This is a genomic window from Bowmanella sp. JS7-9 (assembly GCF_004329715.1).
Classification (GTDB): Bacteria; Pseudomonadota; Gammaproteobacteria; order Enterobacterales; family Alteromonadaceae; genus Pseudobowmanella; species Pseudobowmanella zhangzhouensis.
The window spans coordinates 210,024-233,873 of sequence record NZ_JXSY01000024.1; the positions used below are offsets into that span (position 1 = coordinate 210,024).

At 51.6% G+C, this 23,850-nt stretch carries 25 protein-coding genes; 6 read left to right on the top strand and 19 right to left on the bottom strand.

Annotated elements, in window-relative coordinates:
• Positions 1 to 32: 32 nt before the first annotated feature.
• The 4 genes from TK45_RS14190 to bioH all read right to left on the bottom strand — a co-directional run bounded on the left by TK45_RS14190 (position 33) and on the right by bioH (position 2,955).
• Entirely contained in the window at positions 33 to 713 is a 681-nt protein-coding gene (locus TK45_RS14190) for an alpha/beta fold hydrolase (RefSeq protein ID WP_131259499.1), read from the bottom strand.
• A 45-nt stretch (positions 714 to 758) separates the two neighbouring features.
• Positions 759 to 1,766, bottom strand: a complete 1,008-nt coding sequence (locus TK45_RS14195; RefSeq protein ID WP_131259500.1) for a putative metalloprotease CJM1_0395 family protein — start codon at positions 1,764 to 1,766, stop codon at positions 759 to 761.
• A gap of 5 nt (positions 1,767 to 1,771) precedes the next feature.
• Positions 1,772 to 2,095: a hypothetical protein gene (locus tag TK45_RS14200; protein WP_131259501.1), complete on the bottom strand. Its 324-nt coding sequence runs from the start codon at positions 2,093 to 2,095 to the stop codon at positions 1,772 to 1,774.
• 71 nt (positions 2,096 to 2,166) lie between these two features.
• A complete protein-coding gene (gene bioH / locus TK45_RS14205) occupies positions 2,167 to 2,955 on the bottom strand; it encodes a pimeloyl-ACP methyl ester esterase BioH (RefSeq protein WP_131259502.1) in 789 nt (262 codons plus the stop codon).
• A gap of 47 nt (positions 2,956 to 3,002) precedes the next feature.
• Here bioH and TK45_RS14210 point away from each other — a divergent pair, with 47 nt between their 5' ends.
• Positions 3,003 to 3,689, top strand: a complete 687-nt coding sequence (locus TK45_RS14210) for a ComF family protein (protein WP_131259503.1) — start codon at positions 3,003 to 3,005, stop codon at positions 3,687 to 3,689.
• Here TK45_RS14210 and TK45_RS14215 read toward each other — a convergent pair.
• Positions 3,673 to 6,234 carry a M14 metallopeptidase family protein gene (locus TK45_RS14215; protein WP_131259504.1) on the bottom strand — a complete coding sequence of 854 codons (2,562 nt, stop codon included), beginning with the start codon at positions 6,232 to 6,234 and terminating at the stop codon, positions 3,673 to 3,675. The two genes, TK45_RS14210 and TK45_RS14215, sit on opposite strands and share 17 nt — an antisense overlap.
• Positions 6,235 to 6,241: 7 nt before the next feature.
• Complete coding sequence (locus tag TK45_RS14220; protein WP_131259505.1) at positions 6,242 to 7,252, bottom strand: hypothetical protein; 1,011 nt, start codon at positions 7,250 to 7,252, stop codon at positions 6,242 to 6,244.
• 148 nt (positions 7,253 to 7,400) lie between these two features.
• Between TK45_RS14220 and nfuA the strand changes: the two genes are divergently transcribed.
• Positions 7,401 to 7,979 (top strand): Fe-S biogenesis protein NfuA, encoded by a 579-nt coding sequence (gene nfuA, locus TK45_RS14225; RefSeq protein ID WP_131259506.1) that lies wholly within the window; start codon positions 7,401 to 7,403, stop codon positions 7,977 to 7,979.
• Positions 7,979 to 8,236, top strand: coding sequence for a hypothetical protein (locus tag TK45_RS14230; RefSeq protein WP_131259507.1), 258 nt, complete (start codon positions 7,979 to 7,981; stop codon positions 8,234 to 8,236). Before nfuA ends, TK45_RS14230 begins: the two co-directional genes overlap by 1 nt.
• Here the strand turns inward: TK45_RS14230 and TK45_RS14235 are convergent.
• A complete protein-coding gene (locus tag TK45_RS14235; RefSeq protein WP_254426631.1) occupies positions 8,196 to 9,482 on the bottom strand; it encodes an MATE family efflux transporter in 1,287 nt (428 codons plus the stop codon). The two genes, TK45_RS14230 and TK45_RS14235, sit on opposite strands and share 41 nt — an antisense overlap.
• Before the next feature lie 45 nt (positions 9,483 to 9,527).
• On the opposite strand from TK45_RS14235, the gene TK45_RS14240 reads away from it, so the two are divergent.
• Positions 9,528 to 10,574 carry a polysaccharide deacetylase family protein gene (locus TK45_RS14240; RefSeq protein ID WP_254426632.1) on the top strand — a complete coding sequence of 349 codons (1,047 nt, stop codon included), beginning with the start codon at positions 9,528 to 9,530 and terminating at the stop codon, positions 10,572 to 10,574.
• Here the strand turns inward: TK45_RS14240 and TK45_RS14245 are convergent.
• From TK45_RS14245 to TK45_RS14265, 5 genes are read right to left on the bottom strand one after another with little or no spacing between them, the layout of a single operon-like run.
• The gene (locus TK45_RS14245; protein WP_131259509.1) at positions 10,571 to 11,206 is read right to left on the bottom strand and encodes an SCO family protein; all 636 of its coding nucleotides are present in this window, start codon (positions 11,204 to 11,206) and stop codon (positions 10,571 to 10,573) included. The two genes, TK45_RS14240 and TK45_RS14245, sit on opposite strands and share 4 nt — an antisense overlap.
• Entirely contained in the window at positions 11,206 to 12,105 is a 900-nt protein-coding gene (gene cyoE / locus TK45_RS14250) for a heme o synthase (protein WP_131259510.1), read from the bottom strand. Before cyoE ends, TK45_RS14245 begins: the two co-directional genes overlap by 1 nt.
• 8 nt (positions 12,106 to 12,113) lie before the next feature.
• Entirely contained in the window at positions 12,114 to 13,091 is a 978-nt protein-coding gene (locus TK45_RS14255; protein ID WP_131259511.1) for a heme A synthase, read from the bottom strand.
• 10 nt (positions 13,092 to 13,101) lie between these two features.
• Complete coding sequence (locus TK45_RS14260) at positions 13,102 to 13,656, bottom strand: hypothetical protein (RefSeq protein WP_131259512.1); 555 nt, start codon at positions 13,654 to 13,656, stop codon at positions 13,102 to 13,104.
• Positions 13,643 to 14,356, bottom strand: a complete 714-nt coding sequence (locus TK45_RS14265) for an SURF1 family protein (protein WP_131259513.1) — start codon at positions 14,354 to 14,356, stop codon at positions 13,643 to 13,645. The genes TK45_RS14260 and TK45_RS14265 overlap by 14 nt, the downstream gene beginning before the upstream one ends.
• Before the next feature lie 15 nt (positions 14,357 to 14,371).
• On the opposite strand from TK45_RS14265, the gene TK45_RS14270 reads away from it, so the two are divergent.
• A complete protein-coding gene (locus TK45_RS14270) occupies positions 14,372 to 14,578 on the top strand; it encodes a DUF2909 domain-containing protein (protein ID WP_371414281.1) in 207 nt (68 codons plus the stop codon).
• A gap of 24 nt (positions 14,579 to 14,602) precedes the next feature.
• On the opposite strand, the gene TK45_RS14275 is transcribed toward TK45_RS14270, so the two are convergent.
• The 5 genes from TK45_RS14275 to lexA form a co-directional block, all read right to left on the bottom strand.
• Positions 14,603 to 15,484, bottom strand: coding sequence for a cytochrome c oxidase subunit 3 (locus TK45_RS14275; protein ID WP_131259515.1), 882 nt, complete (start codon positions 15,482 to 15,484; stop codon positions 14,603 to 14,605).
• Between the two features lie 11 nt (positions 15,485 to 15,495).
• Entirely contained in the window at positions 15,496 to 16,041 is a 546-nt protein-coding gene (locus TK45_RS14280) for a cytochrome c oxidase assembly protein (protein ID WP_131259516.1), read from the bottom strand.
• A 2-nt stretch (positions 16,042 to 16,043) separates the two neighbouring features.
• On the bottom strand, positions 16,044 to 17,639 hold the full coding sequence (gene ctaD / locus TK45_RS14285) for a cytochrome c oxidase subunit I (RefSeq protein WP_131259517.1): 1,596 nt from the start codon (positions 17,637 to 17,639) through the stop codon (positions 16,044 to 16,046).
• 10 nt (positions 17,640 to 17,649) lie between these two features.
• Entirely contained in the window at positions 17,650 to 18,711 is a 1,062-nt protein-coding gene (coxB, locus tag TK45_RS14290) for a cytochrome c oxidase subunit II (RefSeq protein WP_131259539.1), read from the bottom strand.
• Positions 18,712 to 19,102: 391 nt separating this feature from the next.
• Positions 19,103 to 19,729 (bottom strand): transcriptional repressor LexA, encoded by a 627-nt coding sequence (gene lexA / locus TK45_RS14295; protein ID WP_131259518.1) that lies wholly within the window; start codon positions 19,727 to 19,729, stop codon positions 19,103 to 19,105.
• A 138-nt stretch (positions 19,730 to 19,867) separates the two neighbouring features.
• On the opposite strand from lexA, the gene plsB reads away from it, so the two are divergent.
• Positions 19,868 to 22,300 (top strand): glycerol-3-phosphate 1-O-acyltransferase PlsB, encoded by a 2,433-nt coding sequence (gene plsB, locus TK45_RS14300; RefSeq protein WP_131259519.1) that lies wholly within the window; start codon positions 19,868 to 19,870, stop codon positions 22,298 to 22,300.
• Here plsB and ubiA read toward each other — a convergent pair.
• Together ubiA and TK45_RS14310 are read right to left on the bottom strand one after the other, a co-directional pair.
• Positions 22,275 to 23,129 (bottom strand): 4-hydroxybenzoate octaprenyltransferase, encoded by an 855-nt coding sequence (gene ubiA, locus TK45_RS14305; RefSeq protein WP_217350842.1) that lies wholly within the window; start codon positions 23,127 to 23,129, stop codon positions 22,275 to 22,277. The two genes, plsB and ubiA, sit on opposite strands and share 26 nt — an antisense overlap.
• Complete coding sequence (locus TK45_RS14310; RefSeq protein ID WP_165490796.1) at positions 23,116 to 23,694, bottom strand: chorismate lyase; 579 nt, start codon at positions 23,692 to 23,694, stop codon at positions 23,116 to 23,118. Before TK45_RS14310 ends, ubiA begins: the two co-directional genes overlap by 14 nt.
• Positions 23,695 to 23,850: the final 156 nt, after the last annotated feature.

A 23,850-nucleotide genomic window follows, 5' to 3' on the forward strand; every position in this document is an offset into this window, starting at 1 on the left:
AATAAAAAAAGCCGCTGATAACAGCGGCTTTTTTATTCGGGCAGTTTGTTGATGAACTCCTGAATTACTCTTGCAGCCCCCTCAGCATTTGTCTGCAACAAAAAATGTGGGCCTGACAAACCAACGACCTGAATATTACTGAATACCTGCCTGAATTCATTAGACTTTTGTGATGGTACTAATTTGTCGTTTTTTGCCACCAGACACAGCGCTGGAATATCGCTTCTGGACTTCAATCCATCCAAATGCGCAAGCGCAGCTAATCTTTTTCTCAAAGTATCAGGTTGAACGTCATCCATTACCCTTTTAAACAGCGACAACTGCTCATCGGACGCATTATTTCCCCACATAAACAATTTCAGGAAAACCTTTGAGACCGGCCACATGGCTATTTTCGATAGAGGTAAATACTTCGCAATATTTACCAAAAACGGACGAGGACAGGAAAGAAAAGATGCTGCAAAAATCACTGCTTTAATATTGCTGTGATTTTCTAAAAGCTTTAACGCGATTCCCCCAGAAAAAGATTCAGCTAACACGATGCAATCAGTCTTGGGTAATTGTCGGGACACAAATGCAGCGAGTGACGTGTAACTTTGATCCCCGCATTGCGGCAGCACGATTGCAAAAGATTCGTTGTAATCAAGCTTATCTATAAATTCATCAAAAAGACGAGACGTGCCATCCATACCTGGCAATAAAACTAATTTCATTTCCTTGAACTCAGAGTCAATAAATTAGACGAGTGAATGTTTATATCAAGCAGTTAAACTCAGACTCTGGGTCTTAGCCTCAGCCACATTGGCGTAGTAGTTTTCAATTCTCAGCGCGCGCTGAGCTAATTCAGCTGGCACTTCGCGCGGACTTTCCAGCGACACCTCGGCGCCACCCGCTTCCGCAACCGGATCCGGCTCGGATTTCAGGCTACGACGGGGGGATTGCGCGCTAACTTCCGCACCACCCGCTTCGGCTACCGGATCATCCTGCTCAAGAGAGCGGCGTGGTGGGCTGGCATTGCCAGACACCACAATATCTTCTAGCGACGGGCCTGGCCCCTGCTGATCCACTGCATCAGGATTGAAAACCTGATTAAACACCTGCTCCCGTTCGGCTTGGGCCTCACGAACCAAGTCCGCTCTGGCTTCTGCCGCTAGTTGCGTGGCTTCGGCGGCAACACGCAAATCAGCTGGCGATGGCTCTGCCGGCGCTAATGCCGCTGAGCGCACCTGCTGCATTTTACGAATGGTGTCTTCCGGGGTATCTTCGGCAGAAATATCGATGGAAACTTCACCGCCTACGGCATAACGCTTGCCGTCCGGCCCCTGTTCAAATTCGTATTGTGGTGCACCGGCATGCTCACCGCCGGTATTGGCATGCGCTTGTTCGTGCGCACGGACCTCGGCATCACGTTTCTCTAATTGCTCAATCTCACGTGCTTCAGCCTGTTGCTGACGCTGCTGCTCTGCGTCTTGCTTTCCGGCACTGGGATCATTGGCATTGTCCTGATTATTGCCATCAGCCTGCTGCCCCTGAGGATTAACCTGTTGCTGTGCCGTAGGCTTTTCATAAACCACAGGTTGTGGTGCCTGGCCGGGTTGGCGAACACGATCTGACTCTGAACCCAAACCACTTTCCGCCGCAGAATTTTCACTCTGCGAAGGCTGCGGGATCACTTCTTTTTGCTGATTGTCACGGCGGATCTGATCGGTGTTCAGATTGCTGTTGCTGTAGGGAATCGCCGTATGTAGCGGCGTTACAATGTTCATCGCCGTTACGCCAGCTCGTCAATAATCCGGCCAATGGTTTCACTGGCGGTGCCGACGACTTTCAGATTGGCTTCGGCGTTGCGTTGGTTTACCGCCAGCGAGACCAGGTTATCGGTCAGATTGTCACTGCCGATACCTCTAATCAGGTCACCGGTCAGGCCAAGTTGCTGGGTAGCAACGTCACCTAGCAATTGGGTGGTGTCGCGCGGTTGCGCGCTGCTATTAGCGATAGATACCGCAGCTTGAGTGATATTATTGGACGCAGTTTGAAAGCCCTGATAACCACTCAGGAATGCTGAATTCAGATTGTTCGAGAGATTCACTGCCATAACTCACTACCCCCTTTCACCTCATGGCTAATTATTAACCAATTTGACAAAAATGAGAAGTCTGCTCCGCGTTATTGCGCCTGACACTCAAGCAACCAGTCACAGAATTCTTCGCTGTGGGAAATAAACGGTGCATGGGAAGCATGAGGAAACAGTTTCAGCCGTGCGCCGGGATAACAGGCGGCAATATCATCCATCGCTTTGTGTGGTACCAGGGTATCTAAACGGCCGAATATCAGTTCAACCGGCAAACACAGCGCAGATACAGCGTTACGCAGATCGCAGGTTTCCAGCAAATCCAGTCCCTTTTGCAGGGTTTGTTTGGTTGGTACCGGGCGTGATTGCACTGCCGCACTGATAATTTTGACATCCTGCCGGGCCGATTCGCTGCCCATGGCCTGAATCGCTAAAAAACGATGCAGGGTTTTGCCTACATCGGCAGTTAGTTGCGCCGCGAACATCTCCAGAATTGCGGGCTGGATCCCATGCCAGGGCGGCTGTGCTGTAAATTTGGGTGAAGTGGCCAACAACAGCAGGCGCGCGAGTTTCACTTTGCCTCGCAATGCCAATTGATTAGCAATCAGTCCGCCCATCGACCAGCCCATTAACCAGGCGTTGTCAGGCACCGCGTCTTCCAGCATTGCGGCCAATGAATCTAATTGATAATCGGCGGGAAGGATATTTACGTTGTCCCCAAAACCGGGCAAATCGATAAGGTGTAAGCGAAACCTGGCCTGTAATGGCGCAATAATCGGTGCCCACACACCGCTGTTTACTCCCCAGCCATGCAGCAGCACCAGATCCTGTCCCTGACCGCAGCGGGTTACGTGTAATCCAGAAGGAAGTTGTACTTTTTGCATGTGAGTCACTTTACTTAATGCGGGGGCCAAGTGTAGGGAAAACGCCCATGGAATTGAAGAGCATAGTGAACTGGTTAAACCGCGCGTTACCGCACAACTGCCTGTTGTGCCACCAGAGCGCGGATGCATTGTTATGCCATACCTGCAAAGGTGATTTGCCCCTGTATGACTTACCCGCCGAGCAGTTTGATTTATTGCGCAATCCGGGCATTGCCAAACATCTGCCCGCCATGCAGGTGGAGCGATTGTGCTGCTTAAGTCCCTACCAATGGCCATTCGACATGTGGCTCAGTGGATTGAAATTCAAACGACATCAATTACCCGCCAACGTGCTGACAGCATTGTTCGCCGAGCAACTCAGAGAGCATCCCCAATTACCCGAGGTCATCGTACCGGTTCCCCTGCATTACCGGCGCTATCTGCTTCGACATTTTAATCAAAGCCTGCTGCTGGCCACTGCACTGTCCAGGATAATCGGTGTTCCGGTGGCCAGTGACTATCTCAGCCGCCAACGCGCTACTGCGGCACAAACCCACCTTAGCGGCGCACAACGCAGACGCAATCTGAAAAAAGCCTTCACGCTTCACAGGCCATTGCCACACAGCCACATCGCGCTGTTGGACGATGTGATTACCACCGGCAGTACGCTAGCCGAATTGGTAAAAACCCTGCAAAGCCATCAGCCCGACCTGCGCATCGAGCTGTGGGCATTCGCTATCAGTTTGAAGCAGTAATCAGTGGTGCCAGATAGACCGCGTTGCTTAACACCCGTTGACTGCCTCGCCAGTATCCACGGAAATTCATCACGTCGGTAAAGCCAATTACTCTGCCACGACCACTGCGATGCGCAACAATGGCTGCACTGCCGGCAACCTGCTCAACCAGCGGCTTGGCCGCATAGCCAGCCAGTAATGGTGATTTGCTGTAACGTGCCACCGTTAAGAACGGCTTTTCTGGAATGTCCATCACCAGATTACTGTTACGAAATACGCTGAGCTGGTTGGCATCCAGGCCAAATGTGAGTGGATGGCTGGCATCCAGTTGGGTGGCAAATACCGCACCGGCAATACGTTGCTGGGCTGCCAGCTGATTACGATCGGAAAATTTGAGAGATTGGGTATCGAAACCGCTTAGCACCTCGTCTTCTGAGCGGAAGCCAGCCGCCAGCAGACCGTTTTCGCTTAACCAGCGCGCGGCGCCTTTCTGCCCAATCAACACGCCGCCCTCACGCACCCATTGTTTCATTCGCTCAACCAGTTTGTCGCTGATACCTGCGTAACGACCATCAACCATAATCACATGGGTATAGTCATGCAGGTTTATGCCCGACAAGCGGGGCACATCGACCATCGCCAGTGGCAAGCCAACCTGTTGATCGAAATAATGCCAGACTTCACCGGCTTCATAGGGCGATACGCCCTCGCCGGTGAGCAGCATTACCCGCGGCGTTTTCAGCACTGGCATCGCACCAGAACCTAAATCAATGCCTTTGTCCGTCCAACCAGTGGTTAAACTGTGCACGACGAGCTGTTTTTCCTGTGCCAGTTCCCGCACTGTATTGCGCCAGTTTGCAGGCTGTGGCAACGCAGCGGGGATCACCACAGAACCCGCTGTTAGGCTGATCTGACCATCACCACTGGCGACAGTGATCGGTGAGCCGATAATCTTGGCCGCAATCCCTTTGACCAGCAGTGCCTGCAACATCGCCGGAGCACGGCCATCCCGCCAATCGAATCCATACGCATATGCTTCACCCTGCCAGTTAGCAGGCGTCACGCCGTCAGATTTGACACTGAGCGATTTTAATTTACGCCCCTCTTTGCTGCTGAGCTCATTAAACGGCAGATTAAACGCCATCGCGATGTTCCAACTGGAAACGTCGTAAAACTCATTGCGCCCGAAATCTTGTTGGGTAGAGAACAACGATCGAATCAACGGATACTGCGCCTGATTGGCCGGCACAAAATAATCACGCCCCTGTTGGTAAGCCGTGCCGTTTTTGCTCATATCCGCGGATAGTTGCCACACCTTGATGTGGTGTTGCTGCAGAATATCCAGCCACTGCTGGTTAAGGGCAGCATCTGCGCTGGCTTTAACCACGTAGCCAGCAATGCCGCTTTCATTGGCTTGCTTAGCGGTACGGCGCACAAAATCTGCCTGGTACTGTTGCAGTTTGGACTTGTTCGCCAGTGCGCCACGGAAGGTGGATAAACTGGTGGTGACCTGATTCTGAATGGTATCGGCAAAACTCAGCTGGCCATTGGGCGTATCAATCAAGTGCCCACGGCTGGACGCCTGCTCAAATAAGATACCGATGGAGCCCTGCACATCGGGATAACTGGATCCTTTACCCAAATAAAAATCATCAAATGACTCTTCGCTAAAATACAGTTTATTCTCTGCATCCAGCGCATCGGCATGATACTGCCCCAACAAATTTGTCATGCTGATATTTTCGCGGCTAATCCAGGGATTGGCGCGATCCGGGATCCCCGGCTGAAAGAAAAACGTACTATTGCTGCCCATTTCATGGAAATCGGTTAACACATGCGGTCGCCATTGTTGAAAATGTGCGATGCGCGCGCGGGACTCCGGATGGGTCAGTAACAACCAGTCTCGATTTAAGTCGAACCAGTAGTGATTCATGCGGCCACTTGGCCAACCTTCATTATGGTCGCGGTGGTTGGGATCACTGTTAGGTGTTAGCCCTTTGTGCATATTCGCCCACTGGGCGAAACGCGACAGGCCATCCGGGTTTATCGCCGGTTCCATGATGATCACAGCGTTATCCAACAGCTGCTTAACCTCTTCACTTTGCGATGCCGCCAGATAATAAGCCACCAGCAATGCAGCATTGGCACCAGACGACTCATTGCCATGCACGCTGTAACCCATCCACAGTACCAGCGGGTCCGACTGTGCCGGTGTTTTACCTTCCGCCACGCGCTGCAAATGGGCACTGCGCACAGTATCAATTTGCGCGAGACGTTGTGGATTAGTAAAGGTCAGCATCAACAGCGGACGCTGCTCATGGGTATAGCCCACAACCTCAACTGACAGCCGATCTGATGCCATGCCAAGCTGCTGTAAATACTGCACGATCTGATCATGGCGGGCGTGCCAGGTGCCAACCGGGTAACCCAGTACACTGGCGGGGGCAGGAATCGCCGGATCCAACGCCGCATCGGCTGGCAGAAAATCTCGGTCATTCATCGCAAAGGCTTGATGCAGCGTAGCCAGCGCCATTACCAGGCCAGCAAAATATCGAAGTAGCTTCATGAGACTCCTAATCAAACGAGGTAATTTCGATGGCGATGCCAATAATCCGGTTGTAGTTGTAATAGTCGACAAGGTCACTGTTATAGCCTTCCTGGTACCAGATCACTAACGGCGGCAAATCATCATCGTTAAAGTTAAAGGTCGCTTCAAATCTAAACGTACTGTAGTTAAACGGTTTGCCATACCCGGTGCGATAACTAAACGCCATATGGCTGATTTTTTCAGTTGGCGGGATGTATTCCAGTGTCAGTGCCAAGCCATCGTAGTCTTTTCGGCGATACGCCTGACTCTGCATCTCAAATGCGTAATAGTCTTCTGCTTCACCCTGCAACGGGCCGTTTTGCAGGAAGTAACGCACATCCGCGGTCACCGCAAAGCAGCCGGGCTTCTTCAACAGCGGACTTTGATTGTTCTGCGCTATTTCTTTCAGTGGACAACGGGCAACACCATCCTGCCAGTGTGCACTGTATTTGCTGGTCACGCCGATATAATCCCAGCCCCGACTAATATAATCGCGCGCACTGCCGGCACTGTCGCCTTTGGCCAGCGCATCGGCGACCCGACTGGCATAGCCGGCTTGGGTGTTCACGCTTTGGCCGTTGGACTCATGGTACAGGCCAATGTCGATATAACTTTCTTCTTCGTCGGGTTCGCTTAACCAGTAGCGGCCGAAAATGCCCGGGTTAAACTGCTTACCCATCACAGGTGAGGAATCACGGGTACCGATATACTGGCCGAAACGGCCGGTGAAACTTAAAAATACACAAGGCAATAAAGAAGAAGGCTGTGCATCACTGCCAAATGAACGATTTAAACTATCTGACACACTGCGCAACAGGGGATATTTAAGCGACAGGCGAAAATCCATGTAATTATCGTCGCTGGACTCAACCGTATAGCCGAGTAAGTTCGCCTCATATGAGGTTAAGCCACGATGTCCGCGATAGTCACCACATTGTGCACCCAATGCGCTGGTACTGAACGACAGTATCAACAATATCCAGCTAACTCGCAGCATACCTCTCCCGTGTTGGCTAAAACTGTTTATTATTCATGCAGTTTGCCGTGTGGCCATCAGGGGTGCAAGTACAACTATTTTATTACCCGACTGTTTTACTCAAGTAATTTTGATATACTAGCGCCAGTTTGTAACCCTAGGTGAGATCATGATTACTATCTCAGAAGCTGCACAGGCACATTTCGTTAAATTACTGGCTAACCAGGATCCACATACCAATATCCGCGTATTTGTGGTCAATCCAGGTACACCCAACGCCGAGTGTGGTGTGTCCTACTGTCCACCCGAGGCGGTAGAGGTAGGGGATATTCGTTTACCCTTCTCTGGCTTTGACGCTATCGTCGACCCTGAGAGCGCGCCATTTCTGGAAGCGGCAGAAATTGACTTCGTCACCGACCAGATGGGCTCGCAATTAACGTTAAAAGCACCCAACGCCAAGGCCCGTAAAGTGGACGAAGACGCCCCGTTGGCCGATCGCGTAGAGTACGTGTTAACCACGGATGTGAATCCACAACTGGCCAGCCATGGCGGTAAAGTCACGCTGTTGGAAATCACCGAAGATGGCATTGCTATTTTACAATTTGGTGGTGGTTGTAATGGGTGTTCAATGGTTGATGTCACATTGAAAGAAGGCATCGAAAAACAGTTACTGGATAAATTCAGCGGTGAATTGTTCGGCGTGCGTGATGCTACCGAGCATAAAGCCGGTGAACACAGCTACTACTAATGGCCTGGTATAATAAAGCTGGCGCTGACCCCGAAAGGAGTTGGCGCTTTTTTATTGCTGGTTTAGTGATATTTGTACCCGGTGCCATGCTAACCGTATTGGGTACCGAGCCACCTCATACCTGGTGGTGGCCGGGTATCGCACTGCTCGCTGTTGGCTTTTCATTAGCGCTATGGGGTTATGTGGGCATCTTCGCCAATCGGCTGGCCAGGGCGTTCAGTCCGCCCAGCGTTTCCAAAAATGACCGCCTAAAGTAACTCCGCGCCACACAAACAAACTCAGCAGGGCCAGCCATACGCCGTGATTACCGGCACCCTGCAACAGATATAGCGGTAAAAAGAACCCCGCCAGTGCACTGAGCAGCATACTGTTACGCATTATCGCCGCCTGCCCCAGCCCAATATATACACCGTCCAGCAGAAAGCACCAATGGGCCACTAATGGCAGCATAATCGCATAGGGCAGATAACTCACTGCCATTGCACGCACCGCCGGTAAGTCAGTCAGCGCGCGGATAATCCACTCACCAGCAAGATAAAAAATCAGGCTGTAAACGCATGCCAGTAACAGCGACCATAGCAGGGTTTTCCGCACCCAGCTCTGAATGCGACGACGATCCTGCTGCCCGGCCGCCTGTCCGACCAAGGCTTCTGCAGCGTAGGCGACGGCATCCAGGCCTAGTGCGGTCAGCGCCAAAAATTGCAGCAGCACACTATTGACGGCAACGGTCACGTCACCCAGTTGCGCCCCTTGCATGGTCACCCAGGCCAGACAGGCCTGCAAAGCCAGATTGCGGATCAGCATGGCAGAGTTAATCTGCAGCACCTGTTTAATCGCCTGCCAGCTAAACCATACTGGCAGGCAGCGGCCAATCTGTGCACGCAGTGCCAATAGCGCCATCACACACATCAGATATTCGGCGCACACCGTCGCTAACGCGACACCTTCAATGCCTAAATTCAGACCATACACAAACACCAGATTCAAACCGGCATTCACGCCATTGCCGATAACCTGTACCAGCATGACAAACCGGCTGCGCTGGCGACCAATCAACCAGCCAATCAACACCAGATTAAGGAGCGCCGCTGGCGCACCCAACACCCGTACGGCCACATAATCCTGCATCACCGACGCGGTAGTCTGATCCGGTTGGGCATACCAAAGCACTGCCTCACACAAGGGGCGTTGTAATGCGCCAATCAATGCGGCCACAATTAACGCTAATGCGATCAGTTGCCACAGTAATTGCCGCGCCCGGTCTGGTTGATGGCTGCCCAGCGTTTGTGCACTATAGCCGGTGGCACTCATGCGCAACGTGCCGGCCAGCCAGTAAAGCTGGGTAATTAGCATCGCACCCAGTGCCACACCGGCCATGGCGCTGACCTGTGGCATATGCCCAACCACGTAAGTGTCGACCAATCCCAGTAACGGCTGGCTGATATTGGCCAGCAGCATGGGAAACACGATGGCGGCGATTTTTCGATGAGCTTGCTGGTTCATTCAGATAACTTTGGTTAAGCTTGCGCCCTCAGAATGGGGGTAAGCGTGAAAACTTTAAAAATCTGTCTGTTGCTGATGTGCTGTTGGATCAATCAGGCCCTGGCCAGCAACGGCGTTATCCTACAGTATCATCATGTTGCTGACGACACGCCGCCGGTGACATCGGTGTCCGCAGAGCAACTGCGCAGTCATCTGCAATATCTGCAGGATGAGGGTTTTGACGTCTTACCCTTGCCAGACATGATTAAAGCACTTGCTGAAAATCAGCCCCTGCCGGATAAAGCGGTGGCGATCACGTTCGATGACGGCTATCGCGATATTCTGCAAAATGGTCATCCAATCCTGCGGGAATTTGCGTTTCCTTACACCATATTCGTCAATCCTGCGCAAATTGGCGTGCAAAGCGACCAACTCAGTTGGGATGATATCGCCCTGATGGGTCAGCAAGGGGTGACATTTGCCAACCATACTCAGGATCACATCCATCTATTGCAACGCCTGCCTGGCGAAGACACTCAGCAATGGCTGGCACGTATTCGCAACAATATTTTGTCCGCCGAGCAACAGTTAGCTGACAAGGTCGGCTACAGCCTGCGTTATCTGGCGTATCCCTATGGTGAGTATGACGAGAACCTGCAGGCGTTATTGCGCGAAGAAAACTTTGTTGGCTTTGCCCAGTTCTCTGGCGCCATTAGCTCAGCCAGTGATTTTACCGCGCTGGCGCGCTTTCCAGCCGCTGGCATCTATGCCAATTTGCAAACGCTGCGGGTCAAATTAAACAGTCTGGCGATGCCGGTGCTGACGAATTCTCTGAGTTCACCGGTTGCGCTGGAGAGTCAGTTTCCATCCCCGCAGCTGACGATTGATCTAGCCGATATCCGCCCACACCAGTTTCGTTGTTACATCAATGGAGACGTGGTGGACACTCAATGGCAGGAAAATCAGGTCACGGTATTGAGTGGGGATCTTGCGCTAAATCCGGGTCGTAGCCGGATAAATTGCACGGCACCGAGCAAACGGCGACCAACCCGCTATTACTGGTTTTCACAGCCGCTGTTTAAACCCGATCAGAATGGACGCTGGCGCGATTAACGCGCCAGTAGGACGGGCATATCTGCCAAAATTTGCTGGCCACTGGCAATCGCCACTTTGCCCGGTTGATTATCCGGTTTAAAACGACCAATCACCTGCCCCTGAGGGTTAATCACCACTATCGACGCACTGTGATCGACTAGGTAATCATCATTTTCGGTACTTTCAGAAATCCCATACATCATGCCCATGGCGCGTACCAACGGGAATAGCACATCATGCCCAGCAGTGGCGGCGATAAAATCCTGATTGAAATACGAGACGTATTCATTCAGGCGGGCGACGCTGTCGCGCTTCGGGTCGACCGAAATAAACAACACCTGTAAGGGCGAGTCCGCCGGCAGCTGCTGTAATTGCGGATAGATACCATTTAATTCGGCTAACGTGGTCGGGCATATATCCGGGCAATAGGTGTACCCCACAAACGTCAGGGTCCAATGGCCGAGTAAGTCAGCATTGCCAAACGCCTGATCATGTTGATTACGCAAGCTGAATTCCGGCAAGGCGCGTGGCTGTGGGTATTCCTGTAAATAGCGTAACTGGGTGCCTTTTTGTTGTTGGCTGGCTAGCCAAAGCCCGCCGAGCAGGGCCGCAATCAGCAACCCGCCGAGCAGGAATTTATTTCCTGACATTAAAATCTCACGTAGTGATCGACCAGCAGCACCACAAACAGCAACATCAAATGCAGAATCGAGAATTTAAATGTTGCCATTGCGGTGGTTTGGTCAGCATGGAACTTCAGTTTCCACGCATAGTAAAAGAAAACGGCATTTAATGCGGTAGCACCGAGCAGGTAAATCATGCCACTCATCCCTACCAGATAAGGCAGCAGGCATACGACCATCAATAGTATGGTGTAGAGGAACACTGAGGTTTTGGTGAACTCGATTCCATGGGTTACCGGCAACATGGGGACTTCGGCTTTGGCATAATCTTTTTCACGGTGAATGGCCAGCGCCCAGAAATGTGGCGGCGTCCAGGTGTAAATTATCAATACCAGTAACAATGCATAGGGGTGTAATTCCCCAGTAATTGCTGTCCAGCCCAACAATGGCGGCGCCGCCCCGGCCAAACCGCCAATCACAATATTCTGCGGCGTCGCACGTTTAAGATACATGGTATACACCACTGCATAACCCAGCAGACTGGCCAGGGTTAATACCGCCGTAAGGCGATTCACCCAGATCTCCAGACACACATAACCTATCAGTGCCAGCATAAAGGCGAAGGTCAGTGCGCGCTGCGGACTCACCTTGCCCTTCGGTAAGGGGCGGTTGTAAGTACGTGCCATTTGCGCATCAATCCGGCGGTCGACCACATGGTTAATCGCCGCCGCGGCGGAAGACAACAAACCAATGCCAATCAGCCCCATAATCAATGGTTGTAACGGCAACGCACCATCGGTAGATAAACACATGCCAACTAACGCGGTTAACAATAGCAACAGCACCACTTTGGGCTTAGTCATCTCATAATAATCACGCCAGCTAACTGCCTGACCCTGGGAAGCAACTGAAGCAGACTTTTCCATAAACCCTCCTAGGTTTTACGCAGCAGCGTGTAATTGATTAGCACCATGGTCAGCAGCAGTAGCGCGCCGACCAGGTTATGCGCCACGGCCACGGCCAGCGGCAACTGAAATACAATATTGCTCACACCCAACAGCACCTGAACTGTCAAGACAAAAAACAGAAGTAAGGACTGACTACGCACTACATCAGAACTGGCGCGCCGGTAGAGTTTAAATCCGAACCAAAGCAGATAAGCGGCCGTGATAATGGCACCCACACGATGCATTACATGCATAGTGAGGCGATCGTTAGCGTCGTGCACACCGAATTCATAATTGTCTGCATGGGGAATACTAAAGGCACCGGCAAAGTCGAGATTCAGCCACCATTCTCCCTGGCAAACCGGTAAGGTCGTACAGACCTGCGCCGCGTAATTGGCCGACGTCCAGCCCCCTAACGCGATTTGCGCTACGACAATCACCAGCCCCAGCAAAGCCATACCGGATAACGCCCGGGCACTCACATCGCCGCCCGGGATGCGGTAGCGACTGAGACGCAAATACAACAGGAACAAGCAGGAAATAACGGTAAATCCGCCAAGCAGATGCCCCATCACCACCAATGGCATCAGATTCAGCGTGACCGTCCACATACCCAGCGCGCCCTGAAAACATACCAGTAACAGCAAAAATAGCGGCAATTTGAACGGTTTATGGGCTTGTTTACCGCGCAGGCTAAGGGCAAAGATAATTAGGATACACAGACCCAGCGTAGACGCGAAATAACGATGAATCATTTCGTTCCAGGCTTTATGAGCCTCTACCGGGCGATCTGGAAAGGCGGCTTCGGCACGTTCCACATGCTCAGGGTGTGAGGGTACCGTAATGTGACCGTAACACCCCGGCCAATCGGGACAGCCCAGACCCGCATCGGTCAGACGCGTATAGGCACCGAGCATGATTACCGCGATGGCCAGCAATAAACTGGCGACTACCATCTTTCTCATTGTCGTTCCCTCAACCGATACGTGAGAGTTTCAGTAACTTCTTCACGTCGGACAAAATTTCGCGGCTATGCATCACCGCTTGTTGTTGTTCTGCTTGCAACGGGTAGCGCAGGATAACGTTTTGCAAGGTATCTACGATGAAAATACCATCAGTGCCGACCGGATTGAACATCTTTTCGACAGTTTGCAGATTTACCGATAAGGATTCTACATTGCGGTATTTTTCTGCCATATCCGCTGGCAGATCACTGGCTTCCGTTACCACCGCCAACGCTTTAACCCGATCGGTTTCTCGTCCCAGCGCTAACCACACCTGATTGATACTAAACAGCGCATTGTGACAGGCCTCGTCGCAGGAAGCGGGCACCACATAAACCAGTCGCCAGTGGGTATTATCAGCTTGCTGCGGATAGGCGGCTGTAAAATCCAATACCGGGTCAAGCAGCTCACCTTTATTGGTTGCGCCGCGATTGAACCAGTCATAATCCAGTGCAAATTTGGCCAAAACTACCGGTAAAATAAACACCACGGCCAGCAGTAGCATGCTCTTTTTATTCTGATTCATTACTCAGCGTCCTTCTTACTGCAAAAAAGAAAATAATAAGAATGGCCAGTGCGATGCCAAACCATTGAATCGCATAGGCCAGATGTTTTTCAGGGGGCATCACCACGGGTTGCCAGTCGCGACGTAATTCGCCGGGTTCCGTGACATACAGCATCAACGGCAATACTTGCAGCTGGTAATGCTGTTCAATCCAGACAGGGTCGAACTGTTGCACCCTCACCAAGCCAGGTTGTGCGCCGCTGGCCGTCTCGCGGATAAAGCTATTGAGCGATGGTTCACCAACCCGACCATTCAAAGTAATCAGTCCATCTGGCAGGTGAAAATCGGGTAGTGCATCCCGGGCGGTGCCGGCTTTGAGCCATCCCCAGTTTACCGGCAACCAACCTGCGTCCGTATCCAGCAACCCCACCACTTCATAACCGGGCATGCCATCACGCAACTTGTTATCCACCAATAAGGTTATATCAGCAGAAAATCGACCTTCGACGCGTAGCGGGAAATCCACTGCCTGCTCGCCCATCTGCACGGCAGCAAACAGCTCCAGCGGCGAGGCCTCTGCCCGTTGCTCTATTTGCGCCAACCGCGCGGTTTTGTCGCCGGCTCGCTGCCACTGCCACACGCCTAAACTGCTGGTGATGACAAAGGCTGACAAAGCGACTAAGGTGGCTAACGGCGGTAAGCGCCGAATGAAACTCAGCATGGCGGAAAAAACATTATGATAAAAATTGTGGTTGTCATCTTACTGCTCGCGATGATTTATAACCTGTATAAAGCCATGCAGATGATGCTGCGAAATGATCCCAATCAACCGTCGATGACTAAGTTTATTGGGCGGCGCGTAATGCTCTCTGCGCTGATTGTATTAATTCTGGTCATTTCCATGGCGATGGGCTGGATAACCCCCAACCCTACACCGCACTAAACGCGGGCGCTCGCCCGCATCCAGTTAAAGCACGTACACAAAGATAAACAGCATTACCCACACTACGTCAACGAAGTGCCAATACCAACTAGCCGCCATAAAGGCGAACTGATTCTTCGGGGTAAAGTGGCCAGCCAATACCCGGCAAAACATCACAATCAGCAAAATGGTACCCAGGGTGACGTGTAATCCGTGAAAGCCCGTCAGCATAAAGAAGGTATTACCATATACACCCGACTGCAGCGTCAGCCCCATTTCGGTATAGGCATGCACATATTCTTCCACCTGCAAACCCAAAAATGAGATCCCCAGCAAAATCGTCAGGCCTAACAGCCACATCAGTTGGCCACGTTTTTGTTCTTCCAATCCCACATGGGCAAAGTGCAACGTGACTGACGATATCAGCAGAATCACAGTGTTGATCAGCGGCAAACCGTTCCAGCCCATTGCTTCGGTTACCAGCCCGCTGGGCGTCTGGGTCAGCGGCCACATCGCTTCGAACGTCGGCCATAACACTTCATTAGTCATGGCATTATTAGAGGCTCCACCTAACCATGGCACCGAAATCATACGGGTATAGAACAACGCACCAAAGAATGCGGCGAAGAACATCACCTCTGAAAAGATAAACCAGCTCATGCCCTGACGATATGACTGACCTAACTGGGCGTTATGCATGCCCGCCATGGACTCATTAATCTGATCGCGAAACCAACCAATCAGCATCACCATCAGGGTAATCATGCCCAGGCTGAGGATCAGACCACCATAACCATCTGTGCCTTTGTGATGCTGCATCACCACATTGCCCGCACCTACTGCAATTAAAAACAATGCCACGGCGCCGACGATTGGCCAGGGGCTTTGCGCCGGAACGTAATATTTATCTGCGTGTTGTTGTGACATGTGATTCTCCATTAGTTTTGTGCCACGACCTGCGCACTCACGTCATACAGTGTGTACGACAGGGTGAAAACGCTGATGTCTTGCGGGAGTTGAGGATCCACATAAAATCGCATTGGCATAATCACTTCCTCACCCGCTTTCAGTGTTTGTTGTTCGAAACAAAAACACTCCGTTTTATTCATATAAAGCGCTGCTGGTCCCGGCGAAATCGATGGCACAGCCTGGGCAACGATATCTCTGTCGGTCGGATTCTTTACGTAAAATTCGACTTCCTGTAATTGCCCGGGATGCACCTTAATGCTCTGCACCATGGGCTTAAACTCGCTGGCCATGCCGCCCGCACTACGGGTCATAAATTCCACTTTGACCACACGTGCTTCATCGATCTCAACCGCTTGATAGGCCGCCGCTTGATTGGACGGCTTACCATTGATGCCGGTGATATCGCAAAACACGTCGTACAACGGCACCAGCGCATAGCCGAAACCGAACATGCCGATGACTACCAGCAACCATTTACCGGCAGATTTGACAGGGTTAACGGCGTGCTGGCTCATGGTTATTTGATCACCGGTGGGGTTTCAAAGGTGTGATACGGCGCCGGTGATGGGATTTCCCACTCCAGACCCTCTGCACCTTCCCACGGTTTGGCTGCGGCAGGTTCACCCTGTTTGCGACACGCTTTTATCAACAGAGCAAGGAAGAACAACTGCGACAAACCAAAGGCAAATCCACCGATACTGATCCATTTATTAAAATCAGCAAATTGCAGCGCGTAATCCGGGATCCGACGAGGCATACCAGCTAACCCAACAAAGTGCATCGGGAAGAACAATACATTCACCGATACCAGTGAGCACCAGAAGTGCCAGTTAGCCAGCTTCTTGTCGAACATCACGCCACTCCACTTAGGCAGCCAATAATAAGCCGCCGCAAAGATGGAGAATATGGCACCGGTCACCAGAACGTAGTGGAAGTGCGCGACCACAAAATAGGTATCGTGATACTGGAAGTCCACCGGCGTAATCGCCAGCATCAGGCCAGAGAAGCCACCAATGGTAAACAGCACGATAAATGCCAACGCAAACAGCATGGGCATTTCAAACGTCATCGCCCCGCGCCACATGGTCGCCACCCAGTTAAACACTTTCACCCCGGTCGGCACTGAGATCAGCATGGTGGCAATCATAAAGAACAGTTCACCTGCAACAGGCATACCCGTGGTGAACATATGGTGCGCCCACACCACAAATGACAATAACGCGATGGAAGCCGTGGCATAGACCATCGATGCGTAGCCAAACAGCGGTTTGCGCGCGAAGGTCGGAACAATCTGCGAGATAATGCCGAAGGCCGGCAAAATCATGATGTATACCTCAGGGTGACCGAAGAACCAGAAAATATGCTGGAACAACACCGGGTCACCACCACCTGCTGCGCTGAAGAAACTGGTACCGAAGAATTTATCGGTCAGTACCATGGTTACTGCGCCAGCCAACACCGGCATAACCGCAATTAGCAGGAATGCAGTAATAAACCAGGTCCACACGAACAGTGGCATCTTCATGTACGTCATACCCGGCGCACGCATGTTCATAATGGTCACAATCACGTTGATCGCGCCCATAATCGAAGAGGCACCCATAATATGTACTGAGAATACGAACAACGCGGTACTGTCATTACTGTAGGTAGTCGACAGAGGGGCATAGAAAGTCCAGCCGAAGTTCGGGCCACCGCCTTCCATAAACAAAGACGCCAGCAAAATTGCAAAGGCAAACGGCAGGATCCAGAAGCTCCAGTTGTTCATCCGCGGCAAGGCCATATCCGGCGCGCCAATCATCATTGGCACCATCCAGTTGGCCAGGCCGGTAAAGGCCGGCATCACGGCGCCAAATACCATCACCAGACCATGTACTGTGGTCATCTGGTTAAAGAAATTCGGCTCGACAATTTGCAGACCCGGTTCAAACAACTCAGCCCGGATAACCATGGCCATGCTGCCGCCTACAAGGAACATGATGAAGGCGAACCACAGGTACAGGGTACCGATGTCTTTATGGTTGGTGGTGTATAACCAGCGCTTTATCCCGCCGCCTGGGGCATGATGGTGATGGTCATCCGCATGAATATCTTGCTCTACAATGCTGCTCATGCTGCTCTCCTTACTTACCATTCTTTACATCGTTAACATCTTTGGGCTGCACCAATTGTTTGGTGTTATTACCCCAAGCGTTACGCTCATAAGTGACGACGGCAGCAATCTCCGCCAAGCTTAATTGCTTGCCGAATGCCGGCATGCCTTTCTTACCGTTCAACACAATACCAATGTGCTCGGCCGGGTTATTATTGGTGGCAATTTTGCTACCTTTCAAAGCAGGGAATGCACCCGGTAAACCTTCGCCGCTGGCCTGGTGACAGGCGGCACAGTTGGCAGTGTAGATTTTTTGCCCCATATCCATCGCATCATCCATGCTCATACTCATGGATAACCAACGTTGTTCTTCGGCTTTTTTGTCGCGAATAATTTGTTCTTGCTCGGCAAACCAGGCGTCGAATTCCGCCGGTTCTTTGGCAATTACCACCACCGGCATAAAGCCGTGGTCTTTACCGCAAAGTTCTGCACACTGGCCGCGATACAGACCCGCTTCATTGACCCGCGTCCAGGCTTCATTGATGAATCCCGGGTTGGCATCTTTCTTCACCGCAAACGCCGGAACCCACCAGGAATGGATAACGTCATCCGAGGTAACCAGAAAGCGCACTTTTTTGCCGGTCGGGATCACCAGAGGACGGTCGACTTCCAATAAATAGTTATCGCCCTTTTCGAATTTGTTGTGGATTTGCTCTGACTGGGTCGCCAGTACCGAATAATATTCCACGTCAGTACCGTGGTATTTGTAATGCCACTTCCACTGTGAGCCGGTGACTTCGATGGTCAGATCAGACTCAGAGGGGTCTTCCATCGCCAGCAAGGTTTTCGCGGCAGGCCAGGCAATCGCAATCAAAATAACAAAGGGAATGGCCGTCCACAGAATTTCGACTTTGGTCGACTCATGAAAATCTGCGGGTTTGACACCTTTAGATTTACGGTGATGCAGAATCGACCAGAACATCGCACCAAACACTACGATGCCGATGACGGTACAAATCCAGAAAATATACATATGCAGGTCATACACCTGTCCGCTGATGTCCGTTACCCCTTTGGTAAGGTTTAACGGCATATCCGTCGCGCTGACGGATGCGGATATCAGGCCCAGTGACGCAGCGGCAAATTTAATCGCACCTATGTTCACGTGACATCTCCTCTGTCAATAACTGCAACAACGGGCAGCAGAGCCCGGTGCCGACAGTGGCACGCACTTATTTCCGCGGGTGAATCCTGATGAAAAAGCGCACGCTTTGTTATTTTTTTGTTAATTGCTGTATAAGAATTACGCAATTTAGGTGGGTGCGTCTATAGCAAATTGATTAAATTTTTATCAACTGAACAATATTTAATCAATTTGTTGAGATGTAACTGGCTGATGAGACTATTTTTTTGCGATTCAGAATAAAAAAAGCCGTTGGTGGGGTCACTCACACAACGGCTTTATGCTTGATGGTTTTTTGTACTTACATCCAGGCGTTATTACGAATAACCCCTACAGCTAATCCTTCAATACTGAATGGCTCACTGGCTAAATCCACTTTGATGGGCGCAAATTCTTCGTTTTCTGCATGCAACAGCACGGTATTGCCTTTACGTTCGAAACGCTTAACCGTGACATCCTCATCCACCCGGGCAACGACGACCTGGCCATTGCGTGCATCCTGCGTGCGGTGTACCGCGAGTAAATCGCCGTCAAGAATACCAATATCTTTCATACTCATGCCGTTTACCCGCAGCAGAAAATCCGCGTGAGGATGGAACATCCCCTGGTCAACTTTGTAATGAGCCTCAACATGCTGTTGCGCCAGAATCGGCTCACCGGCGGCAACCCGACCAATTAGCGGCAGGCCTTGTTCATCCTGAGGTTGTTCATCTTCCGGCCAGTTCACCCGAATACCACGTGAGGTACCGGGTAAGATCTCAATAACCCCCTTTTTTGCCAGTGCCTTTAAATGCTCTTCGGCAGCGTTGGCGGAACGAAAGCCCAATTTATCGGCAATTTCCGCGCGCGTTGGTGGCATGCCGGTATCGGCAACGGTAGATTTGATCAGTTGCAACACTTGTTGCTGACGGGGTGTTAATGGACGCATAACCAGCCTGTTTTTCTATACAGTTAATCGCGAGTATATCCCGTTGCGGTCAGATTACAACGGCACAGGCGAAAATTATTGTTCTTTTTCACTCCGTGATATCCTTGGCAGGTTTTTTTAATTGGGAAGTTAACTCAAATGAACTGGATGCAGCGTGTGCTGGATAATCTGATTGCGGTACCAGCGTCGTGGCTCATTCGCACTCGTGTCGTGCCGACTGATGTGCAATCGGAACTGGACATTCAGGCCGACAAGCCAATCATCTATTTACTTAAAAATCACTCCGTTACCGACCGGGTCGCCCTGCAAAATGCGGCACGCCAGTTAGGCTTGCCCGATCCAAACGGCATGTATGAATGGCAGGGCGTAAAGTTTCCCGCTTGCATGTATTTAGAAGGCACACCGGGCATTTTCCGTCGACAGGGCCACACGGATATCGAGCAATCCTTTACGCAGTTATTTGAAACACATGCCCAATTAGCCGATTTAGATGTCCAGATCGTACCGGCAGTGAGCTTTTGGGGACGCGCACCGGGTAAAACCAAAGCCAGCTGGCGCGATATCCTGACCGATAAAGCGTCGCCCAACTGGCTGCGTAAGTTTTTTATCGTACTGTTCAGTGGCCGACATAATCTGCTTTATTTCAGCCGTGCGGTATCGAGCCGCTATATGGTCGACCAACGCCTGGATGATGCGGTCGCCGCGCATAAATTGATTCGTGTGGCACGTACCCATTTCCATCGTCGCCGTCAGGCCGTCGCGGGTCCTCGCCAAATGGCACGTGAACAGATTATCCAGAGCGTATTGGCTTCCGATGCCGTTAAAGAGGCGATGGCCGATATGTCAGTCAGCCCTGAAAAAGCCCTGGCCGAAGCGCGTAAATACGCCGATGAAATTGCCGGCGATTATCGCGAGGGCGTCATACGTCTTGGTGAGCGCCTGCTGGCCAAACTATGGAATAAAATTTACAACGGCATTGAGGTGCGCCACGCGCAGAAAGTGCGTGAATTAGCCGACGCAGGGCATGAAATTATCTATGTCCCCTGCCATCGCAGCCATATGGATTACCTGTTGCTGACCTATATTATCCACCAGCAAGGGCTGATGGTGCCGCATATCGCAGCCGGCATTAACCTTAATTTTTTCCCGGCAGGGCCTATTTTCCGTCGTGCAGGTGCATTCTTTATTCGCCGCAGTTTCGCCGGTAACAAACTGTATACCGCAGTATTTCGTGAATATTTACAACAGCTGTTCACCCGCGGCTACCCGGTGAAATACTATTGTGAAGGCGGCCGTTCCCGTACCGGTCGACTGTTGCAGCCCAAAACCGGCATGCTCGCCATGACAGTACAGAGCCTGTTTAGCGGCATCAAACGCCCGATCACCCTGGTGCCGGTATATATCGGTTACGAGCACGTGATGGAAGTGGCCACTTACCTCAAAGAGTTACAGGGGACCCGCAAAGAAAAAGAGAGTTTCCTGCAGGTGTTCAGTGCGATTCGTAAATTGAAAAACTACGGCCGCGGTTACCTTAATTTTGGTGAGCCGATCCAATTGGCGCGCTTTCTGGAACAGCAGCAACCCAACTGGCGCGACGATGTCAGTCAGAATCCGGATAAGAAACCAAGCTGGCTGACGCCGGTGACCAATAAGCTGGCTAATCAGATTATGCGCAATATCAATCGCGCCGGTGCAATTAACGGTATGACCTTATGCGCCACCAGCTTGCTGGCGTCGGATAAATTGTCCATGACTGCACGGGAATTGAGTCAGTGCCTGCATAGTTTTATGCGCTTGTTACAAGACGCACCTTACAGCGCAGATATGACATTGCCGGATAGTGAGCCTGGCCGTCTGTTGGAAGACACCCTGAGCCTGAATAAATTCAGCGTTACACCGGATAGCTTTGGCCGCATCGTCAGCATGGACAGCAAGACTGCAGTCGCCATGACTTACTATCGCAACAATGTGCTGCACCTGTTATCCGTGCCTGGCTTACTGGCGACTATGCTCAGTGCCAGCACTGGCATGACCCGTGATGACATTATCGAGCGCATGCTGGCTATCCTACCGCTGTTGCGTAAAGAGCTGTTTGTTCACCACTCGCCAGAAGAGTTTGTTGCGCTGATCGAACGCACCCTCGACGCCATGGCCGCGCAACATATGCTAATTAAACGGGATGACCTGTGGATACCGCCAGCCCGTGACGACGAAGCATTCCTGCCGTTATGGATTTTAGCCCGCAATATGCAGGACACCCTGCAGCGCTATGCCGTGGTGCTCACCATTGCCAAACAACGCGCAGGGTTATCGCGCAGTGAACTGGAAAAAACCAGTATTCAACTGGCCGAGCGCCTGACCGCTGTGCATGGCATCAATGCGCCGGAATTTTATGACAAGGCAGTGATCAGTGGATTAATCGCCGCTTTACGTGATTGCCAGCTGCTGGAACAACAGAACGATGGTTCGCTCAATGCCGCCAGCAAAGGCCAGTGGTTACTGGGCGAAGTCATGCACTGGTTGCATCCGCAGGTTGCCCAGAGTATCAGACAAACAGGTAGTGCAGCATAATCCCGACTGCCACCAGCAAGCCTGCATAATGGTTGTTTAGAAACGCCTTAAAGCAGGCTTGGCGCTGGCGCTGATAAATCAGGCCGTACTGGTAACCAAACAGTATGGCCATGCCCGCCACGCCAAGGTAATACCACCCGCTGAGTGCCAGCAATTCTCCAACGGCAATTAACAATAACAACGTGAGCAACTGTAACACGCTGATAATCACGACATCAAAACGGCCAAATAAAATCGCCGTCGACTTAATCCCTATCAATATATCATCATCACGATCGACCATGGCATATTGGGTGTCATAGGCCACAGTCCACAGTAAATTAGCCGCAAACAGCAGCCAGGCCACCAGCCCAAGTTGCTCATTGGTGGCCATAAAGGCCATGGGAATGGCCCAGCTAAACGCCGCCCCCAGCACCACCTGAGGTAAATGGGTATAACGTTTCATAAAGGGATAACTGGCAGCCAACCCCAGCGCCACCACCGACAACGCAATCGTGGCGAGATTAAGTTGCAGCACCAGCATAAACGCCAGTGCAATTAACCCTGCAAATAACCTTAGCGCACCCTTTTCACTCACCTCGCCAGTTGCCAGTGGACGTTGCGCGGTACGCTCGACCGCGCCATCCACATGGCGGTCTGCATAATCGTTGATCACGCATCCCGCGGCACGCATCACCACCACGCCCAGGGTAAACACCACAAACAGCGGCCATCCCGGCCAGCCACCTGCTGCAATCCACAGTGCCCAATAAGTTGGCCATAACAACAAGTAGGTGCCGATCGGTTTATCCGCGCGCATCAGGCGCCAGTAGGCATTAAATTGACTCATGAATTCCCTGTACAACATGTTTATAAGCCGGTGACGCAGGCAAAAATATTTCAGCCACCATCAGGCGCTGTTGTTCAAAATGAAATACCGAACGTCGTCCCCACAGTGGCATGTGTGCATCGTTAACCCAGTTAGTGTGCAACTCAGATGGCGCCGTTACCCGCCCCAGCTCAAATGGTGCCCTGACGAAGCGCGCATCATTAAACAGGATTTTGCCCAGAGGCTGAGAACCCAGGCCATCGAAGGCGGCACCCGCCCCCTCACACATGCTGATTGGCAACACCGACCGGGCGTACACCCAGGGCACACCATCACCAAGCAAAATGACTTCCCGTACTACCGCTTCCTTGATCCCACCGAGCTTTTGCGTTTCCTCAACAGAAAGCGCACAGCGGGCCTGGCCGATAACCTGCACGCTGAACTGGCGACAATGGGCCTGCAACCGCTCGGTCAGTGAACTGGTATCTAACAACCAGTTCTTAAGCGCGGGTTCTGCAGGGTAATTGGTTGTGGCGTCGTGCCAACTGGGCTGACAATTGAGTGGAAAAACTAATGCTGGATTCAAATTCATTCAACCGGAAGCAATCTGTGGTCGATAATAACAAGTCAAAGCTGCCGGAAAAAGGCACAAACTGGCTGACAGCACCTATCTCTTTGATAATAATGTCGCCCCTGACGGGAACTTGCCATTCGGCCGGTTGCCTGACACGATTAATTCGTT

Bases quoted from the DNA above. Each gene is read 5' to 3' on its own strand.
- TK45_RS14265 (WP_131259513.1), bottom strand. From the start codon at position 14,356: ATGCTGAGTTTCATTCGGCGCTTACCGCCGTTAGCCACCTTAGTCGCT.
- TK45_RS14260 (WP_131259512.1), bottom strand. From the start codon at position 13,656: ATGAATCAGAATAAAAAGAGCATGCTACTGCTGGCCGTGGTGTTTATT.
- TK45_RS14195 (WP_131259500.1), bottom strand. From the start codon at position 1,766: ATGAACATTGTAACGCCGCTACATACGGCGATTCCCTACAGCAACAGC.
- TK45_RS14190 (WP_131259499.1), bottom strand. From the start codon at position 713: ATGAAATTAGTTTTATTGCCAGGTATGGATGGCACGTCTCGTCTTTTT.
- TK45_RS14200 (WP_131259501.1), bottom strand. From the start codon at position 2,095: ATGGCAGTGAATCTCTCGAACAATCTGAATTCAGCATTCCTGAGTGGT.
- TK45_RS14230 (WP_131259507.1), top strand. From the start codon at position 7,979: ATGGCCTGGTATAATAAAGCTGGCGCTGACCCCGAAAGGAGTTGGCGC.
- TK45_RS14215 (WP_131259504.1), bottom strand. From the start codon at position 6,234: ATGAAGCTACTTCGATATTTTGCTGGCCTGGTAATGGCGCTGGCTACG.
- TK45_RS14280 (WP_131259516.1), bottom strand. From the start codon at position 16,041: ATGAGCCAGCACGCCGTTAACCCTGTCAAATCTGCCGGTAAATGGTTG.
- bioH (WP_131259502.1), bottom strand. From the start codon at position 2,955: ATGCAAAAAGTACAACTTCCTTCTGGATTACACGTAACCCGCTGCGGT.
- coxB (WP_131259539.1), bottom strand. From the start codon at position 18,711: ATGCCGTTAAACCTTACCAAAGGGGTAACGGACATCAGCGGACAGGTG.
- TK45_RS14245 (WP_131259509.1), bottom strand. From the start codon at position 11,206: ATGTCAGGAAATAAATTCCTGCTCGGCGGGTTGCTGATTGCGGCCCTG.
- ctaD (WP_131259517.1), bottom strand. From the start codon at position 17,639: ATGAGCAGCATTGTAGAGCAAGATATTCATGCGGATGACCATCACCAT.
- TK45_RS14275 (WP_131259515.1), bottom strand. From the start codon at position 15,484: ATGTCACAACAACACGCAGATAAATATTACGTTCCGGCGCAAAGCCCC.
- plsB (WP_131259519.1), top strand. From the start codon at position 19,868: ATGAACTGGATGCAGCGTGTGCTGGATAATCTGATTGCGGTACCAGCG.
- ubiA (WP_217350842.1), bottom strand. From the start codon at position 23,129: ATGAGTCAATTTAATGCCTACTGGCGCCTGATGCGCGCGGATAAACCG.
- nfuA (WP_131259506.1), top strand. From the start codon at position 7,401: ATGATTACTATCTCAGAAGCTGCACAGGCACATTTCGTTAAATTACTG.
- TK45_RS14220 (WP_131259505.1), bottom strand. From the start codon at position 7,252: ATGCTGCGAGTTAGCTGGATATTGTTGATACTGTCGTTCAGTACCAGC.
- TK45_RS14255 (WP_131259511.1), bottom strand. From the start codon at position 13,091: ATGAGAAAGATGGTAGTCGCCAGTTTATTGCTGGCCATCGCGGTAATC.
- TK45_RS14210 (WP_131259503.1), top strand. From the start codon at position 3,003: ATGGAATTGAAGAGCATAGTGAACTGGTTAAACCGCGCGTTACCGCAC.
- TK45_RS14270 (WP_371414281.1), top strand. From the start codon at position 14,372: ATGATAAAAATTGTGGTTGTCATCTTACTGCTCGCGATGATTTATAAC.
- cyoE (WP_131259510.1), bottom strand. From the start codon at position 12,105: ATGGAAAAGTCTGCTTCAGTTGCTTCCCAGGGTCAGGCAGTTAGCTGG.
- lexA (WP_131259518.1), bottom strand. From the start codon at position 19,729: ATGCGTCCATTAACACCCCGTCAGCAACAAGTGTTGCAACTGATCAAA.
- TK45_RS14235 (WP_254426631.1), bottom strand. From the start codon at position 9,482: ATGAACCAGCAAGCTCATCGAAAAATCGCCGCCATCGTGTTTCCCATG.